This window comes from Cupriavidus sp. IDO (assembly GCF_000812465.1).
Classification (GTDB): Bacteria; Pseudomonadota; Gammaproteobacteria; order Burkholderiales; family Burkholderiaceae; genus Cupriavidus.
Genome location: NZ_JWMA01000006.1, coordinates 114,743 through 130,002 on the forward strand (window position 1 = coordinate 114,743; position 15,260 = coordinate 130,002).

Annotated in this window: 16 protein-coding genes; 4 read left to right on the top strand and 12 right to left on the bottom strand. The window is 64.4% G+C overall.

Features of this window, described 5'->3' with window-relative positions:
* Positions 1–89: 89 nt before the first annotated feature.
* The gene (gene guaB / locus RM96_RS02335) at positions 90–1,553 is read right to left on the bottom strand and encodes an IMP dehydrogenase (RefSeq protein WP_039007210.1); all 1,464 of its coding nucleotides are present in this window, start codon (positions 1,551–1,553) and stop codon (positions 90–92) included.
* A gap of 124 nt (positions 1,554–1,677) precedes the next feature.
* Between guaB and RM96_RS02340 the strand changes: the two genes are divergently transcribed.
* Both RM96_RS02340 and RM96_RS02345 read left to right on the top strand, forming a co-directional pair.
* Positions 1,678–2,637: a DMT family transporter gene (locus tag RM96_RS02340; RefSeq protein WP_039007414.1), complete on the top strand. Its 960-nt coding sequence runs from the start codon at positions 1,678–1,680 to the stop codon at positions 2,635–2,637.
* Positions 2,638–2,822: 185 nt separating this feature from the next.
* The gene (locus RM96_RS02345; RefSeq protein ID WP_039007211.1) at positions 2,823–3,332 is read left to right on the top strand and encodes a DUF4124 domain-containing protein; all 510 of its coding nucleotides are present in this window, start codon (positions 2,823–2,825) and stop codon (positions 3,330–3,332) included.
* 53 nt (positions 3,333–3,385) lie between these two features.
* Here RM96_RS02345 and RM96_RS02350 read toward each other — a convergent pair whose 3' ends face one another.
* The gene (locus tag RM96_RS02350) at positions 3,386–3,736 is read right to left on the bottom strand and encodes an RnfH family protein (RefSeq protein ID WP_039007214.1); all 351 of its coding nucleotides are present in this window, start codon (positions 3,734–3,736) and stop codon (positions 3,386–3,388) included.
* A complete protein-coding gene (locus RM96_RS02355) occupies positions 3,723–4,160 on the bottom strand; it encodes a type II toxin-antitoxin system RatA family toxin (protein WP_039007216.1) in 438 nt (145 codons plus the stop codon). The genes RM96_RS02350 and RM96_RS02355 overlap by 14 nt, the downstream gene beginning before the upstream one ends.
* 201 nt (positions 4,161–4,361) lie before the next feature.
* Between RM96_RS02355 and smpB the strand changes: the two genes are divergently transcribed.
* Positions 4,362–4,814, top strand: coding sequence for an SsrA-binding protein SmpB (gene smpB / locus RM96_RS02360; RefSeq protein ID WP_039007217.1), 453 nt, complete (start codon positions 4,362–4,364; stop codon positions 4,812–4,814).
* A 28-nt stretch (positions 4,815–4,842) separates the two neighbouring features.
* Here the strand turns inward: smpB and RM96_RS02365 are convergent, their stop codons facing one another.
* The 3 genes from RM96_RS02365 to ppsA all read right to left on the bottom strand — a co-directional run bounded on the left by RM96_RS02365 (position 4,843) and on the right by ppsA (position 8,827).
* Positions 4,843–5,772: an SPFH domain-containing protein gene (locus tag RM96_RS02365; RefSeq protein ID WP_039007219.1), complete on the bottom strand. Its 930-nt coding sequence runs from the start codon at positions 5,770–5,772 to the stop codon at positions 4,843–4,845.
* A gap of 84 nt (positions 5,773–5,856) precedes the next feature.
* Positions 5,857–6,279: an NfeD family protein gene (locus RM96_RS02370; RefSeq protein ID WP_039007221.1), complete on the bottom strand. Its 423-nt coding sequence runs from the start codon at positions 6,277–6,279 to the stop codon at positions 5,857–5,859.
* A gap of 163 nt (positions 6,280–6,442) precedes the next feature.
* Positions 6,443–8,827, bottom strand: a complete 2,385-nt coding sequence (gene ppsA, locus RM96_RS02375) for a phosphoenolpyruvate synthase (RefSeq protein WP_039007223.1) — start codon at positions 8,825–8,827, stop codon at positions 6,443–6,445.
* A 275-nt stretch (positions 8,828–9,102) separates the two neighbouring features.
* Between ppsA and ppsR the strand changes: the two genes are divergently transcribed.
* Positions 9,103–10,008: a posphoenolpyruvate synthetase regulatory kinase/phosphorylase PpsR gene (gene ppsR / locus RM96_RS02380; protein ID WP_039007225.1), complete on the top strand. Its 906-nt coding sequence runs from the start codon at positions 9,103–9,105 to the stop codon at positions 10,006–10,008.
* A 52-nt stretch (positions 10,009–10,060) separates the two neighbouring features.
* Here the strand turns inward: ppsR and RM96_RS02385 are convergent, their stop codons facing one another.
* The 6 genes from RM96_RS02385 to lpxD form a co-directional block, all read right to left on the bottom strand.
* Entirely contained in the window at positions 10,061–10,846 is a 786-nt protein-coding gene (locus RM96_RS02385) for a TrmH family RNA methyltransferase (RefSeq protein ID WP_039007226.1), read from the bottom strand.
* 26 nt (positions 10,847–10,872) lie between these two features.
* Positions 10,873–11,526 (bottom strand): ribonuclease HII, encoded by a 654-nt coding sequence (gene rnhB / locus RM96_RS02390; protein WP_039007228.1) that lies wholly within the window; start codon positions 11,524–11,526, stop codon positions 10,873–10,875.
* A complete protein-coding gene (lpxB, locus tag RM96_RS02395) occupies positions 11,526–12,734 on the bottom strand; it encodes a lipid-A-disaccharide synthase (RefSeq protein ID WP_039007230.1) in 1,209 nt (402 codons plus the stop codon). The genes rnhB and lpxB overlap by 1 nt, the downstream gene beginning before the upstream one ends.
* Before the next feature lie 13 nt (positions 12,735–12,747).
* Positions 12,748–13,551, bottom strand: a complete 804-nt coding sequence (gene lpxA, locus RM96_RS02400; RefSeq protein WP_039007232.1) for an acyl-ACP--UDP-N-acetylglucosamine O-acyltransferase — start codon at positions 13,549–13,551, stop codon at positions 12,748–12,750.
* Between the two features lie 124 nt (positions 13,552–13,675).
* Positions 13,676–14,125 (bottom strand): 3-hydroxyacyl-ACP dehydratase FabZ, encoded by a 450-nt coding sequence (gene fabZ, locus RM96_RS02405; RefSeq protein WP_039007234.1) that lies wholly within the window; start codon positions 14,123–14,125, stop codon positions 13,676–13,678.
* Positions 14,122–15,228 carry a UDP-3-O-(3-hydroxymyristoyl)glucosamine N-acyltransferase gene (lpxD, locus tag RM96_RS02410; protein WP_039007236.1) on the bottom strand — a complete coding sequence of 369 codons (1,107 nt, stop codon included), beginning with the start codon at positions 15,226–15,228 and terminating at the stop codon, positions 14,122–14,124. The genes fabZ and lpxD overlap by 4 nt, the downstream gene beginning before the upstream one ends.
* Positions 15,229–15,260: the final 32 nt, after the last annotated feature.

Sequence of the window (15,260 nt, forward strand, 5' to 3'; positions counted from 1 at the left end):
GGCGGCGCGGCTGGCAGGCAGCGCACCGTTCCGCTCCTGACGGTCGTTCAGGCCGGCCCGCGCTTCACGCGTGGCCGGCCTTCGGCGCGTCAGTCGATATGGTAGTTCGGCGCTTCCTTGGTGATCTGCACGTCGTGCACATGCGATTCACGCATGCCGGCCGCGGTGATCTGCACGAACTGGGCGCTTTCGTGCCAGTCGGCGATCGACTTGCTGCCGCAATAACCCATCGAGGCACGCACGCCACCGCACAGCTGGTGGATGATGGTCATCACCGAACCCTTGTAGGGCACGCGGCCTTCAATGCCTTCCGGCACCAGCTTGTCGACGTTGGCGGTGTTGTCTTCCTGGAAGTAACGGTCAGCGGCGCCGTCCTGCATCGCGCCGACCGATCCCATGCCGCGGTAGCTCTTGAACGAACGGCCCTGGAACAGGAACGTTTCGCCCGGGGCTTCCTCGGTACCCGAGAACATGCCGCCCATCATCACCGTATGCGCGCCGGCTGCCAGCGCCTTGGCGATATCGCCCGAGTAGCGCACGCCGCCATCCGCGATCAGCGGTACGTCGGTGCCCTTGAGTGCCTCGGCCACGTTGGAGACCGCGGTAATCTGCGGCACCCCCACGCCAGCCACGATACGGGTGGTACAGATCGAACCGGGGCCGATACCGACCTTGACGCCGTCGGCGCCGTGCTCGACCAGCGCACGCGCGGCGTCGCCGGTGGCGATGTTGCCGCCGATGACCTGGACTTGCGGAAAGTTCTGCTTGACCCAGCGCACGCGGTCCAGCACGCCCTGGCTGTGGCCGTGAGCGGTATCGACCACAATCACGTCGACGCCGGCCTTGACCAGCAGTTCGACGCGCTCGTCATTGTCCGGACCCACGCCGACTGCGGCGCCTACGCGCAGCTGGCCGTGGTCGTCCTTGCTCGCCAGGGGGTTGTCGACCGCCTTCTGGATGTCCTTCACCGTGATCAGGCCACGCAGCTCGAAGGCCTGGTTGACCACCAGCACACGCTCGAGGCGGTGGCGGTTCATCAGGCGCTTGGCTTCTTCCAGCGTCGCGCCTTCGGCCACGGTCACCAGCTTTTCGCGCGGGGTCATCTTGGCGCGCACCGGCGCGTCGAGCTCTTCCTCGAAACGCAGGTCGCGGTTGGTGATGATGCCCACCACGACCTTGCCTTCCAGCACCGGGAAGCCCGAAATGCCGTGCTGCTGCGACAGGGCAATCACATCGCGGATCTTCATGTCCGGCGAAATGGTGATCGGATCACGCAGCACACCCGATTCATAGCGCTTCACGCGCAACACTTCGCGAGCCTGGTCGGCCGGCTTCAGGTTCTTGTGGACGATACCGATGCCACCGGCCTGCGCCATGGAAATCGCCAGGCGGGCCTCCGTCACCGTGTCCATGGCAGCGGACACCAGCGGAATGTTCAGTTCGATCGAACGGGACAGGCGGGTACGAAGGGAAACATCCCGGGGAAGGACGGCCGAATAGGCCGGGACGAGCAGCACGTCATCGAATGTGAGTGCTTTCTGGACAAGACGCATAGCAATTCCTCTAGGCGCAAAAGCAGATTATACAGGAATGGCGGACTTGCTGATGCACCGCAAAGCGCCTCCGGACCAACTCTCTGCTATGCTCGACGTCTTTTTTAGGCGGGGCGCGGCAAAGATGGGGATCGGGGTACTGTGCGGGCTGCTGGCGGGGGCGTTCTGGGGCATGGTGTTCATCGCCCCGAAACTGCTGCCGGTGTTCTCGCCCTGGGAACTCGCCATCGGGCGCTATCTCGCCTACGGACTGGTAGCGTTCATCGCCGCGCTGCCGCTGATGACGCGCATCGCCCGCAAGCTGACCAGGGCGGACTGCATCGCCCTGCTCCGCCAAGCCTTCACCGGCAACCTGCTCTACTACGTGCTGCTGGCCTTTGGCGTGCAGCTGGCGGGCGTGGGCCCCACCTCGCTGATCATCGGCATCCTGCCGATTTCCGTGACCATCATGGGACGCCGTGACCATGGCGCGGTGCCGCTGTCGCGCCTGCTGTGGCCGCTGCTGGTGGTGGCCGCCGGCATTGCCTGCATCAATATCGATCTGTTCGGCGGCGGCCAGGGTGCGCATGCGGCAGCGGCCGGCGCGGTCGTGCGGCCGGTCTGGCAGAAGCTGGCCGGCGTTTGTTGCGCGGCCGGCGCGCTGCTCTGCTGGACGCTCTATGCCGTCGACAACGCGCGCTACCTTCAGCGCAACCCGCACTACAGCGGCAATGAATGGTCGGCACTCTATGGCCTGTCCACGGGCGCCGTTTCCGCGGTGCTGGCCGTGATCGGCTGGCTGCTGGCCGGCGACAGCCTGACCGCGCCAGGCAGCGGCCGCGACTGGCAGTGGTTCTGGATGGTCAATGCCGCCGTGGCGCTCGGCGCGTCGCTGATCGGCAACAACCTGTGGAATATCGCCAGCCGCCGCCTGCCGCTGACGCTGTCGGGCCAGATGATCGTGTTCGAGACCCTTTTCGCGCTGGCGTACGGTTTCGTGTTCGACCACCGCTGGCCGCGCCCGCTCGAGATTGCCGCCATTGTGTTGTTAATGGTCGGCGTCGCCTGGTCGGTCCGCTTGCACGCCACTGACAAGTCTGCGTAGACTAATGGTCGATGGCGCGGGGGTCACACGCGCCCCACGAACAGGGTCAATGTCGGCGCCATTCCGCGCGCCAGGTCTTTCCGCGGCAGTCGCTCGCGGAATCGCTCGCCCGCCTGCGGCGCCGGCGTCCCTGCAGCATCTCCCAGCCGTACCAGTTCCTTCCGAGCCACTTTCGACGCCTCGCCATGAAACGATCGTCCGCGCTGTTCCTGCTTGCTACAGCTGCTGTTGCCATCCCTGCCCAGGCATTTGCCTACTGGCAGTGGCGCGACGCCAACGGCCGTATGGTCTACAGCGACGTGCCCCCGCCGCCTTCGGTTTCGAGGATCGTGGAGGCGCCTGGCCGGTTCGCCGGCGAGTTCAGGCCGGTCGAAGCCACGCCGGCAAGCACCGACGCTGCCGCCGCAAAGCCCTCCGCCAAACCAGCCGCGGCGTCCGCCCCGACGGCGGAAGAGGCCTTCCAGAAGCGCCGTGAAGCCCGCCTGAAGGCCGATAACGAGCAGGCCACCAGGGAGCGCGAAGCGGCGGAGCGCCAGGCCCGCTGCAATGAAATGCGCAACTACGCCAACGGCTTGCAGCAAGGCGTCCGCGCCGCCGTGATCGGGCCGGACGGCTCGCTCCAGCATCTCGACGGCGACCAGCGCCAGGCCGAGATGCTCAGGACCAACGCGAATCTCGAGAAAAACTGCAGCTGATGCGGTGTTGAGGGCCGTCCGCTGAACGCGGCGGCCGGTGGCGGGTCAGCGCTTCAGGTGTTGCCGCCGCGCAGCCACTTCTGCCCTTCGCGCGTCCCGCCCTCGCGGGTTTTCTGGACACGCTTGCGGCGCGCCTGTTTCGGGTCGGCCGTCAACGGACGGTAAACCTCGACGCGATCGCCTTCGCGCACTACGGTCTCAGGCGTCTTGAGTTTGCCGAAGATGCCCACGCGCATGGTCGAAGGATCTACCTCCGGGCATTCCTGCTGCAGGCCGGAGCCGACGATCGCGGCGGCGATCGTCGTACCGGCCGGGACTTCGATGTCCTTGACGAACACGTAGTCCGGCTTCGCGTAGCAGACAGAAAGCCGCACAGTCGCGGCCCCTGGCTCAGCTTGTGGCATAGACTACCTCGGCACGCTTGACGAAGGCGTCCACAAAGGTATTGGCGATCATGCTGAATACCGGACCAATGATTTTCTCGAGGAAAATGCTCGAAAACTCGTAGTGCAGGTGGAACTCGATCTTGCAGGCGTCTTCGCGCAGTGGAGTAAAGCGCCAGGAGCCGTTGAAGGTCTTGAACGGCCCGTCGGCGAAGGTCATGTCGATGCGCGTCGGACGCTCCTGCGTATTGCGGGTGTGGAAGTACTGCTGGATGCCCTTGAAATGGATGTGGATCTTGGCATCGAGCAGCGTATCGGTCTGCTCGAACACCTCCACGCCACCGCACCATGGAAGAAACTTGGAGTAGTCTTCCACTCGCGTGACCAGGTCGTACATCTGCGCGGCCGAGAAACCGAGCAGGACGGATTTATGGACGTCTGCCATGTATGGGGGAAAATCTGACTACCGGCCGTGCCTGGACGCATTGCGCACGGATTGCGCATGGCGTGCAGCTCGCATGAACCGGTGCCGGGGCTGGTTTGCTAGAATCCCGATTTTAGCCGACCCGCGCGCCCGCGGCATCCCCGCCGTCACATCCGCGCAAAACCGACGGCTTCCACCTCTCATCGCACCCTACCCGCACGCATGACCATCGCAGACAACAAGAAGGCCTTTTTCGACTACTTCATCGAAGAGCGATACGAGGCCGGGATCGTGCTTGAAGGCTGGGAAGTCAAGGCGATCCGCGCCAACCGCGTGCAGATCAAGGAAGGCTACGTGGTGGTACGGGACGCGGAAATGTTCCTGATTGGCGCCCATATCAGCCCGCTGCAAAGCGCCTCGACCCACGTCAATCCGGACCCGGTCCGCACCCGCAAGCTGCTGCTCAAGGCCGACGAGATCAAGAAGCTGATCGGCAAGGTGGAGCAACGCGGCTATACGCTGGTTCCGCTGAACCTGCACTACACGCGCGGCCGCGTGAAATGCGAGATCGGCTTGGCCAAGGGCAAGAAGCAGTTCGACAAGCGCGAGACCGAGAAGCAGCGCGACTGGCAGCGCGAAAAGGCCCGTATCCTGAAGGGCGGCGCCAAGGAGTAAGCCCGGCACCGCGTCCGCGCCGGCAACCTCAGGCGGCCTTCTGTCCCTTTACGATCTGCAGGGCCGACGCAATCATGCTGCTCATCTCGCCGAGGTTGCCCGGCACGATCAGCGTATTGCCCTGCTTGGCCAGGTTGCCGAACGCCGCGACATACTCCTCGGCAACCTTCAGGTTGACCGCATCCATGCCGCCTTCGGTACGGATTGCATTGCCGATCTTCTGGATGGCCTGCGCATTGGCTTCGGCCACCGCAAGAATCGCGCTTGCCTCGCCCTGGGCCCTGTTGATCGCGGCCTGCCGCTCGCCCTCCGACTTCTGGATCGCCGCCTCGCGCGCGCCGGTGGCCAGGTTGATCTGCTCCTGCCGCTTGCCCTCGGATGCGGCAATCAGCGCGCGCTTCTCGCGCTCGGCCGTGATCTGCGCCTGCATCGCATGCAGGATTTCCTTGGGCGGCGTCAGGTCCTTGATCTCGTAGCGAAGCACCTTCACGCCCCAGTTGGCGGCGGCTTCATCCAGCGCGTTGACGACGCTGTGGTTGATGAATTCACGCTCCTCGAAGGTCTTGTCCAGCTCCAGCTTGCCGATCACCGAGCGCAGCGTGGTCTGCGACAGCTGCGTGATCGCCACCACGAAGTTGCTGGAGCCATACGAGGCCTTCATCGGGTCCGTGACCTGGAAGTACAGCACGCCGTCCACCTGCAGCTGCGTGTTGTCCCTGGTAATGCAGACCTGGCTGGGAACGTCGAGCGGAATCTCCTTCAGCACGTGCTTGTAGGCCACCCGGTCGACGAACGGCACCACGATGGAGAGCCCCGGCGTCAGCGTTGCGTGATAGCGGCCAAGGCGTTCCAGCACCCAGGCGTGCTGTTGCGGCACGATCTTGATGCACTTGGCGATCAGCACCACGGCGGCGATAAGGATGATCAGCGGCAACAGGCCAAGCTGCAATGCGAGCATGTAATACCCTCCAGGCTGGAAACGACGGAAAGAAAGCCGCCAGACAAGGCCGGCTTTGCTGCATGGCGTGCTGAGGCTATCGCGTCAGCACGGCGAAACAATCAGCGTGCAGCCCTGCACCGCGACGATGCGGAACCGTCCGGGCGCCGCCGCATAGTCCGGGGCCAGCTCGACGGTCCAGTCGGCGCCGCGATACGGAACGCGGGCGCGGCGGTAGGCGTCCCATGCCGGCACTTCCAGTACCTGGCCGATATCGAGATTCACGTCCGGATCGGTGGCGGCAGTGCTGCGGCGCAGGCGCCCGAAGCGCGTACGGCGCAGCGCGGCAATCAGGGCGATCGCGACCAGCGCCGCCAACAGGGTCTGGGCTCCGGGCTCCAGGCCAAACCAGGCGCCCACGCCGCCCGCGACAAGACCCAGCGCCACCATCAGCAGGTAGAAAGTCCCGGTCGCCAGTTCGACGATCACCAGCACCACGGCTGCCACGAACCAGATGTAGTGCGACATCCAAGCTCCCCGAAAGTCCCGAATCCCTGAAGGCCCAAAAAGTAAAAACCCCCGCAACGCCAACGGCGTCTGCGGGGGCAGATGCAACACCTGACGCAGGGCCGGTGCCTGCCGGCGCCCGACGGGCACCGGCTATGGTTTGCTTATTGTGACGCGAAATGCCTCAGGATGCCAGCAGGCGCCAGGTTTCCACCACGGAATCCGGGTTCAGCGAGATCGACTTGATGCCTTCCTTGGTCAGCCACGCGGCAAAGTCCGGATGATCCGAAGGACCCTGGCCGCAGATGCCGACGTACTTGTTCAGGCGGATCGCGGTCGAAATGGCGCGCGACAGCATGAACTTCACCGCCGGATCGCGTTCATCGAAGTCCTTGGCCAGCAGCTCCATGCCGGAGTCGCGGTCCAGGCCCAGCGTCAGCTGCGTCAGGTCGTTCGAGCCGATCGAGAAGCCGTCGAAGTACTGCAGGAACTCTTCAGCCAGGATCGCGTTGGACGGCACCTCGCACATCATGATGATGCGCAGGCCGTTTTCGCCGCGCTTCAGGCCGTGCTTGGCCAGCAGCTCGATGACCTTGGCAGCCTGGCCCAGCGTACGCACGAACGGCACCATGATCTCGACGTTGGTCAGGCCCATTTCGTCGCGCACGCGCTTCATGGCCTTGCATTCCATCTCGAACGCTTCGGCGAAGTCGTCGGCGATGTAGCGCGAGGCGCCGCGGAAGCCCAGCATCGGGTTTTCTTCATCCGGCTCGTAGCGCGAACCGCCGATCAGCTTCTTGTACTCGTTCGACTTGAAGTCAGACAGGCGCACGATCACGGGCTTCGGGTAGAACGCCGCGCCGATGGTGGCGATGCCCTCGGCCAGCTTGTCGACGTAGAACGCGCGCGGGCTGGCATGGCCGCGGGCCACGCTTTCCACGGCCTTCTTCAGGTCGGCATCGACCTGCGGATAGTCGAGGATGGCCTTCGGGTGGACGCCAATATTGTTGTTGATGATGAATTCCAGGCGGGCCAGGCCGACGCCGTGGTTCGGGATCTGCGCGAAGTCGAACGCCAGCTGCGGATTGCCCACGTTCATCATCAGCTTGACGTCGATCTCCGGCATGTCGCCACGCTGGACTTCGGTCACTTCAGTTTCGAGCAAGCCGTCGTAGATGCGGCCTTCGTCGCCTTCGGCGCACGACACGGTCACCAGCGTGCCGTCCTTCAGCACATCGGTGGCGTCGCCGCAGCCGACCACGGCCGGCACGCCCAGTTCACGGGCAATGATGGCCGCGTGGCAGGTACGGCCGCCGCGGTTGGTCACGATGGCCGACGCGCGCTTCATCACCGGTTCCCAGTTCGGGTCGGTCATGTCGGCCACCAGCACGTCGCCAGGCTGCACGCGTTCCATCTCGGACGGATCGTTGATGACGCGGACCGGACCGGTGCCGATCTTCTGGCCAATGGCGCGGCCGCTGGTCAGCACGGGTGCGGTGCCCTTGAGCTTGAAGCGCAGCTCGGCCTTGCCGGCGGACTGGCTCTTCACCGTTTCCGGGCGGGCCTGCAGGATGTAGATCTTGCCGTCCTTGCCGTCCTTGCCCCACTCGATGTCCATCGGGCGCGCATAGTGCTTCTCGATGATCATGGCGTAGCGCGCCAGTTCGGTCACGTCGTCATCGGTGATCGAGTAGCGGTTGCGCAGTTCGGTGGGCACGTCCACGGTCTTCACACGGCCGGCTTCGCCCGGCTTGGTGAATTCCATCTTGATCAGCTTGGAGCCGATCGAGCGGCGGATGATCGGGTACTTGCCGGCCTGCAGGGTCGGCTTGAAGACGTAGAACTCGTCCGGGTTGACCGCGCCCTGCACCACCGTTTCGCCCAGGCCGTAGCTGGAGGTGATGAAGACCACGTCAGGGAAGCCCGATTCGGTGTCGATGGTGAACATCACACCCGAAGCGGCCAGGTCCGAACGGACCATGCGCTGCACGCCTGCCGACAGGGCCACCACGTCGTGGGCAAAGCCCTTGTGCACGCGGTAGGAAATGGCGCGGTCGTTGTACAGCGAGGCGAACACGTGCTTGATCTTGTCCAGCACGTCATCGATGCCGCTGACGTTCAGGTAGGACTCCTGCTGGCCGGCGAACGAAGCGTCGGGCAGGTCTTCCGCGGTGGCGGACGAACGCACGGCGAACGAAGCTTCGGCGCCTTCACGGGCCGACACGCGTGCGTAGTGGTCGCGGATTTCCTGTTCCAGGCGGGGCTGGAACGGGGCATTGGCAACCCAGCCGCGGATTTCGGCGCCGGCCTCGGCCAGTGCCTTGACATCGTCAACGTCCAGCGCCTTCAGGCGCTCGGAGATGCGTGCCGTCAGGTTGTTGTGGGCGAGGAAGTCGCGGAATGCGAGTGCCGTGGTGGCAAAGCCGCCGGGAACACGGACGCCGGCTTCCGCCAGCTGGGAAATCATCTCGCCGAGCGACGAATTCTTGCCGCCGACGATTTCCACATCCGCCATACGCAACTGCTCGAACGGCAACACGTAGGCGCCGTTATCTGCCTGGTTAGTCATGAAAGCCTCAAAACAAAGTAAGAAACCTGTCGCGTGTGCCCGGTATGTTGTTGGCGTTCTGTTCCCGGACGGATCGCTTGGCTAAACAACCCCATTTATCTGACAGGGGAATTGCGTCGTGGCTTTCATCTCGCAGCGCACATTGTCGACAATCCCTGCCCTGGATGGTTGGACCGGCCAGCGCCTGCGGAATTGCTTAGCGAAAAGATCGCCGCTATTCTACCGTGCTGCGCCGCACTTTTCTGCGGAACATTGAATCAATTTATTAGCTGCTTATGTCTCTGCCAGAAACACCGGACGGCTCCCAGCCGGCATCCCAGGCCGCAATCGCGCCGGCACCCCAGCCTGTAGCCGTGGATCGTCCGGCAGTGCGGTCGGTATTCATCGTTTCCGACGGGACTGGCATTACCGCCGAAACATTCAGCCACTCCATTCTTGCCCAGTTCGAAATGCGCTTCCGAAAAGTGCGCATGCCGTTCGTCGACACGCCGGAAAAGGCACATATTGCGGTCGGCAAGATCAATGAGGCTTTTTATGCGGAAGGCGTGCAGCCCATCGTATTTACGACGCTGGTCAACCAGGAGTCGAACAAGGCACTGCGACGCGCCAAGGCAATGATCCTGGACATGTTCCAGACCTTTATCGAGCCACTCGAGAAAGAACTGGGACTGAAGTCGACCCATGCGATCGGCCGCTTCCACCAGAATGCCGACACCGAGGCCTATAAGAACCGCATCGAGGCGATCAATTTCTCGCTGGCGCATGATGACGGCCAGTCTCATAAAAACCTGGCCGAGGCGGATGTGATACTGGTTGGCGTGTCGCGCAGCGGCAAGACCCCGACCAGCCTGTACCTCGCGATGCAATACGGGCTGAAGGCGGCAAATTACCCGCTGATCCCCGATGATTTCGAGCGCGGACGCTTGCCCTCTGCGCTGTATGACTACAAGAGCAAGATCTTCGGGCTATCGATCGACCCGCAGCGGCTGACGGAAATCCGCAACGAGCGGCGCCCAGGCAGCAAGTACGCGGCGGTGGAGAACTGCCGCTACGAGGTCAACGAGGCCGAAGCCATGATGCGGCGTGAAGGGATCAAGTGGCTGTCGTCGACCCACAAGTCGATCGAAGAGATCGCGACGACGATCCTGCAGGAAATCAAGGTAGATCGCGACAACTACTAAGCTCTGCACCCGGGCTGCGGCAATTTCGCCGCCCCGGGGTCTGGATCGGGATTCAGGCGCCGGGACGACGCTGGCGCACCGCCTCGAACAGGCAGATAGCCGTCGCCGCCGCCACATTCAGGGATTCCAGCCCGCCAGGCTGCGGAATGCCCACGGTACGTGTGACGCGTTCCATCCAGGGCTCGCTCACGCCCGCCCCTTCATTCCCTACCACCCAGCCAACCGGCCCGCGCAGATCGGTATCGAAGACCGCGGCGTCCGCATGGGACGAGGTGGCCAGCAAGGGCACCGCCAGGCGCGGTGCCAGCGAGTCGAGCGTGCAGTGCTCGACAATATTCAGATGGAAGTTCGCGCCCATGCCCGCGCGCAGGGTCTTGACCGACCACGCGAAGGCACAGCCGGTGGTCAGGAACGCATGCCGGATGCCGGCCGCAGCCGCGCTGCGCAGGATCGAGCCGACATTGCCGGCGTCCTGCACGCCATCCAGGATCACGCAGTCCTCATCGATGCTAGCCGGCAGGTGGCCGGACGGCGTCTCGATGACCAGCATCAGCTCGATCCCGTTGACGACCCCGCTGATCTGCGCAAACAGCGTGTCTGCCAGCACCACGAGCCGGTCCGCTTCGACCTGTCCCAGCAGCGGCGCCACCTCGATGTGATCGTAGTGACGTTCCGACACCACGCAACTGACGGGCTGGCCGAGCGCGGCCACGTAGGCCTGCGCCAGGTGAACGCCGTCCAGCAGCGACTGCCCTGCCTTGCGGCGCTGGTGCGTGGAGGTGGCAAGCGCCTTGAGGTGTTTGAACAGCGCGTTGTCGCGCGACGTTACATGCTTCACGGTGTCAATGTCATGGCACCCGGCGATCAGGACAGCATCGGCCCGCGGGCCAGTGCTTCGCGAACCGGGGCGAAGGAACGACGGTGGTGCGGCGTTGCGCCGAACTCCGCCAGCGCAGCCAGATGCTGCGGCGTGCCGTAGCCGGCGTGCGAATCAAATCCGTATTGCGGATAGCTCTCGTGCAGGACCAGCAGTTCGCGGTCGCGCGCTACCTTGGCCAGGATCGAGGCGGCCGAAATCGCCTTGACCAGCGAATCGCCCTTGACGATGGCCTCCACGGGGAACGGCACCTGCGGGCAGCGATTGCCGTCCACCTGCACCAGGTCAGGCGTCAGGCCGCTGGCCGCGAGCCCGTGCACGGCGCGCTGCATGGCGAGCATGCTTGCGTGCAGGATGTTCAGCGTGTCGATCTCTTCAACCGTGGCAAACGAGATGTGCCAGCCCAGCGCGCGTTCGCAGATCTTGTCGTAGAGCTCTTCACGCTTGCGCGCAGTCAGCACCTTGGAATCGTCCAGGCCGCGGATCGGCCGGGCCGGGTCGAGCACGACCGCGGCGGCATAGACCGGACCAGCCAGTGGCCCGCGGCCCGCTTCGTCCACCCCGCACAGGCGCTGCACGGCAGCCGTCGCGGGCGCGAGATCGAGCCCCATCTGCGGCGTATCGGCATTGCGGCGGGCCATCAGACCACTCCCCGGCTATGCATCAGGTCGACCACCACATCGGCGGCCAGCTGGGCGGTGTTGCACTTGAGGGTCTCGTGCATCCTGGTGAAATGCTCGTACAGGAAGGCGGTGTTGCCCTCATCATTGAGCTGCAGCAGCGTTTCGCGTGCCAGTGCCTCGGGCGTGGCATCGTCCTGCAGCAGCTCGGGCACGACAAAGCGCCCTGAAAGGATATTAGGCAATCCCACATAGGGCAGATAGCCCTGGCGCTTCATGATCTGCGCGGTCAGCCAGGGCACCTTGTACGAGATCACCATCGGCTTCTTGTACAGCGCGGCCTCAAGCGTGGCCGTGCCGCTGGCCAGCAGCACGACGTCGGCCGCCTCCATTGCCAGATGCGACTTGCCATCGACAATGGTCAGGCGAATCTCCGGGTACTGCTTGTGCAACTCTTCGACGATCGCCCGCAACGGGGCACTCGCTGCCGGCAGCACGAATGCCAGGTTGGCATCCATGCGCTGCATCCTTGCCATGGCGGCGAAGAACGTCGCACCAAGATTGCGCACCTCCGACTGCCGGCTGCCGGGAAGCACCGCAACCACCCGGTGTCCTGGCGGCAGGCCCAGGGCCGCGCGGGCCCCGGCGACGTCGGGCACCATCGGGATCACATCGGCCAGCGGATGACCGACATAGGTTGCGGGAATGCCGGCCCTGGCATAGATCTCCGGCTCGAACGGAAACAGGCAGAGGATATGGTCGACCGCGCGCGCAATGGTGCGGATACGTCCGCCACGCCACGCCCAGATCGACGGGCTGACAAAGTGGACCACGGGGATGCCGGCACGGCGCAGCGGCACTTCGAGCCCGAAATTGAAATCCGGCGCATCGACGCCGATAAAGCAAAGCGGCGGCTTTGCCAGCAGCTGCTCCCGAATGGCGCGGCGGGTAGCCAGGATCTCGCGCAGCGAGCCGAGCACCTCGACATAGCCATTGACCGAAAGCGTCTCCATCGGCCAGTTCGAGACGAACCCCTCGGCCATCATGCGCTTGCCGCCAATGCCCGAGTACTCCGTGGTATCACCAAGGCGGGCCTTGAGCCCCCCCATCATCAGCGAGGCCAGCAGGTCGCCTGAAGCCTCGCCCGCCACCATGGCAATGGTGCCGCGCTTGCTGCCGTGGGTTCCGGTGCTCGCGGGCATCTCGCCCAGAATCGCGGCGTCGATCATGTCCGGCCCGGTCTCAGCGCACGATGCCGCGCTGCGTCGCGGCGAGGAAATCGAGGAATGCGCGCAGCGGCGTGGCAGTGCCGGCATCGGCCTGCGCCAGCGTGGCGGCTATCTCGTTGCGAGCAACGTCGAAGCTGAGATCGGACTTGTACAGCAGCTTGTAAGCCTGGCGCAGCGCGGCGATCTGGCCGGCATCGAAACCGCGCCGGCGCAGCCCTTCCACGTTGATGCCGTGAGGGGTGGCCTTGTTGCCGTTCTTGTCGCTGGCTGCGATCACGAACGGGGGCACGTCCTGCACCAGTGCCGATGCGCCGCCCAGCATGGCATGCGCACCGATGCGCACGAACTGGTGCACGCCGCTCATGCCGCCGAGGATGGCCCAGTCGCCAACCTCCACGTGCCCGGCAATCTGCGCGTTGCTCGAGAACACCGTGTTGTTGCCCACGCTGCAATCGTGCGCGATGTGCACATAGGCCATGATCCAATTGTCGTTGCCGATGTTGGTCAGGCCGCGATCCTGCACCGTGCCGGTGTGGATGGTGGTGAATTCGCGAATGGTATTGCGGTCGCCGATCTCGAGCCGGGTCGGCTCGTCGCGGTACTTCATGTCTTGCGGCATGCCGCCAACCGAGGCATAGGGACCGATCCGGTTGTCCGCACCGATGGTGGTGTGGCCCTCGACGGTGGTATGCGAGCCGATCCGGGTGCCGCTGCCGATCCGCACATTGGGGCCGACGATGGAGAACGGGCCGACGGTAACGTTGGCGCCAAGTTCTGCCTTCGGGTCGACCAGTGCGGTGGGATGGATTTGCGTCATACGTCCTGTCCTATGGTCTGAATTTGCAACAATGGACCGCTGGGTCCAGACTCGTTCTCAGGACGCGGCGCGCAGCGGCCGGCGGTTTCGCCAGACGTTCGCGCCGTCGCCCCGAAAGCGGGTTTTACTCGGCCTGCTTGACGGTGCACATCAGTTCGGCTTCGCAGGCAACCTTCTCGTCCACCGTGGCGAATGCCTTGAACTTCCAGATGCCGCGGATGTAGCGTTCCACCGTCACGTTCATGTGCAACTGGTCGCCCGGAAGCACCACCTGCTTGAAGCGCGCCCCGTCGATGCCGACAAAGTAGTACAGCGCGCCTTCCTTGCGCTCCATCTCCGCGCCAAACGTCAGCAGTCCTGCGGACTGCGCCAGCGCCTCGAGGATCATCACACCCGGCATCACCGGCTGCTCGGGGAAGTGGCCCATGAAATAGGGCTCGTTGATGGTCACGTTCTTCAGCGTCTTGATGCGCTTGCCCGGATCGAATTCGAGCACGCGGTCCACCATCAGGAACGGGTAGCGATGCGGCAGCAGCTTGAGGATCTGGCGGATATCGATGTCGGCTGCGGTCATGATGATTTCTCTTCGTCTTGTGAGGTATGGTTCCCGGCGGGCTGTCCGCGCAGGCGGCGTTCCAGCTGCACCACGCGTTCGCGCAGCCTGGTCAGGCCCCGAACGATGGCGGCATTGCGTTCCCAGTCGCCATGCGGCAGGAACGGAAACACGCTGGTGAAGTGCCCCCCGGGCTTGGTAATGGATTTGGTAATCGAGGTGCCCCCCGATACCGTGGTGCGGTCGGCGATTGTCAGGTGTCCGGCAAAATTCGCCGCCCCGCCGATCACGCAAAAACGTCCGATCCTGGTGCTGCCCGACACAGCCGCGCAGCCAGCGATCACGGTATGGGCCCCGACGCGCACGTTGTGTGCGATCTGGACCTGGTTGTCGATCTTGCAGCCATCCTCGATCACCGTGTCGGCCATGGCGCCGCGGTCGATCGCCGTGTTGGCGCCGACCTCCACGTCATTGCCCAGCACGGCGCGGCCGGTTTGCGGAATCTTGACGTATTCGACCCCGGCCGGCCCGATATCTGGCGCAAAGCCGAAACCGTCCGCGCCGATCACGACGCCGCTGTGCAGGATCGCACGCGCGCCGACTACGCACTGGTGATAGATGGATACATTGGCGTAGATCAGCGAATCGTCGCCGATCTCCGCCTTGGCCCCGACATAGCCGTTGGCCAGGATGCGCACGCGCTCGCCCAGGCGCGCGCCGCGCTCGATCACCACGTTCGGGCCGATATAGCACGATGCCGGCACCACGGCGTCCGGCGAGACACTGGCACGCGGATCGATGCCGCTGCGCGCGTCGCTGTTGGCAGCGCGATCAAAGCGCTGCGCGACGCGGGCGAAGCAGACATAGGGATTGCGCGCCACCAGCCAGTTGCGGCCGTCGGCCTGGCCTTCCGCGCGGATGCGCGCCAGGTCCTGCGCCGAAACGATCACCGCGCCAGCTCGGGAAGCCAGCGCCTGTGACAGGTAAAGCGGATTGGAAAGGAACGAGAGCTCGCCGGCCTCGGCCTGATCCAGAGGCGCCAGACCGACGATCGCCAGGTCGGGGTCACCCACAACCTGCGCGCCGTTCTCGGTGGCGAGCTGACCCAGTGTGGGTGTCTGCATGGCGGTACTTCCTTGAAAAAAAACGTCCGCGG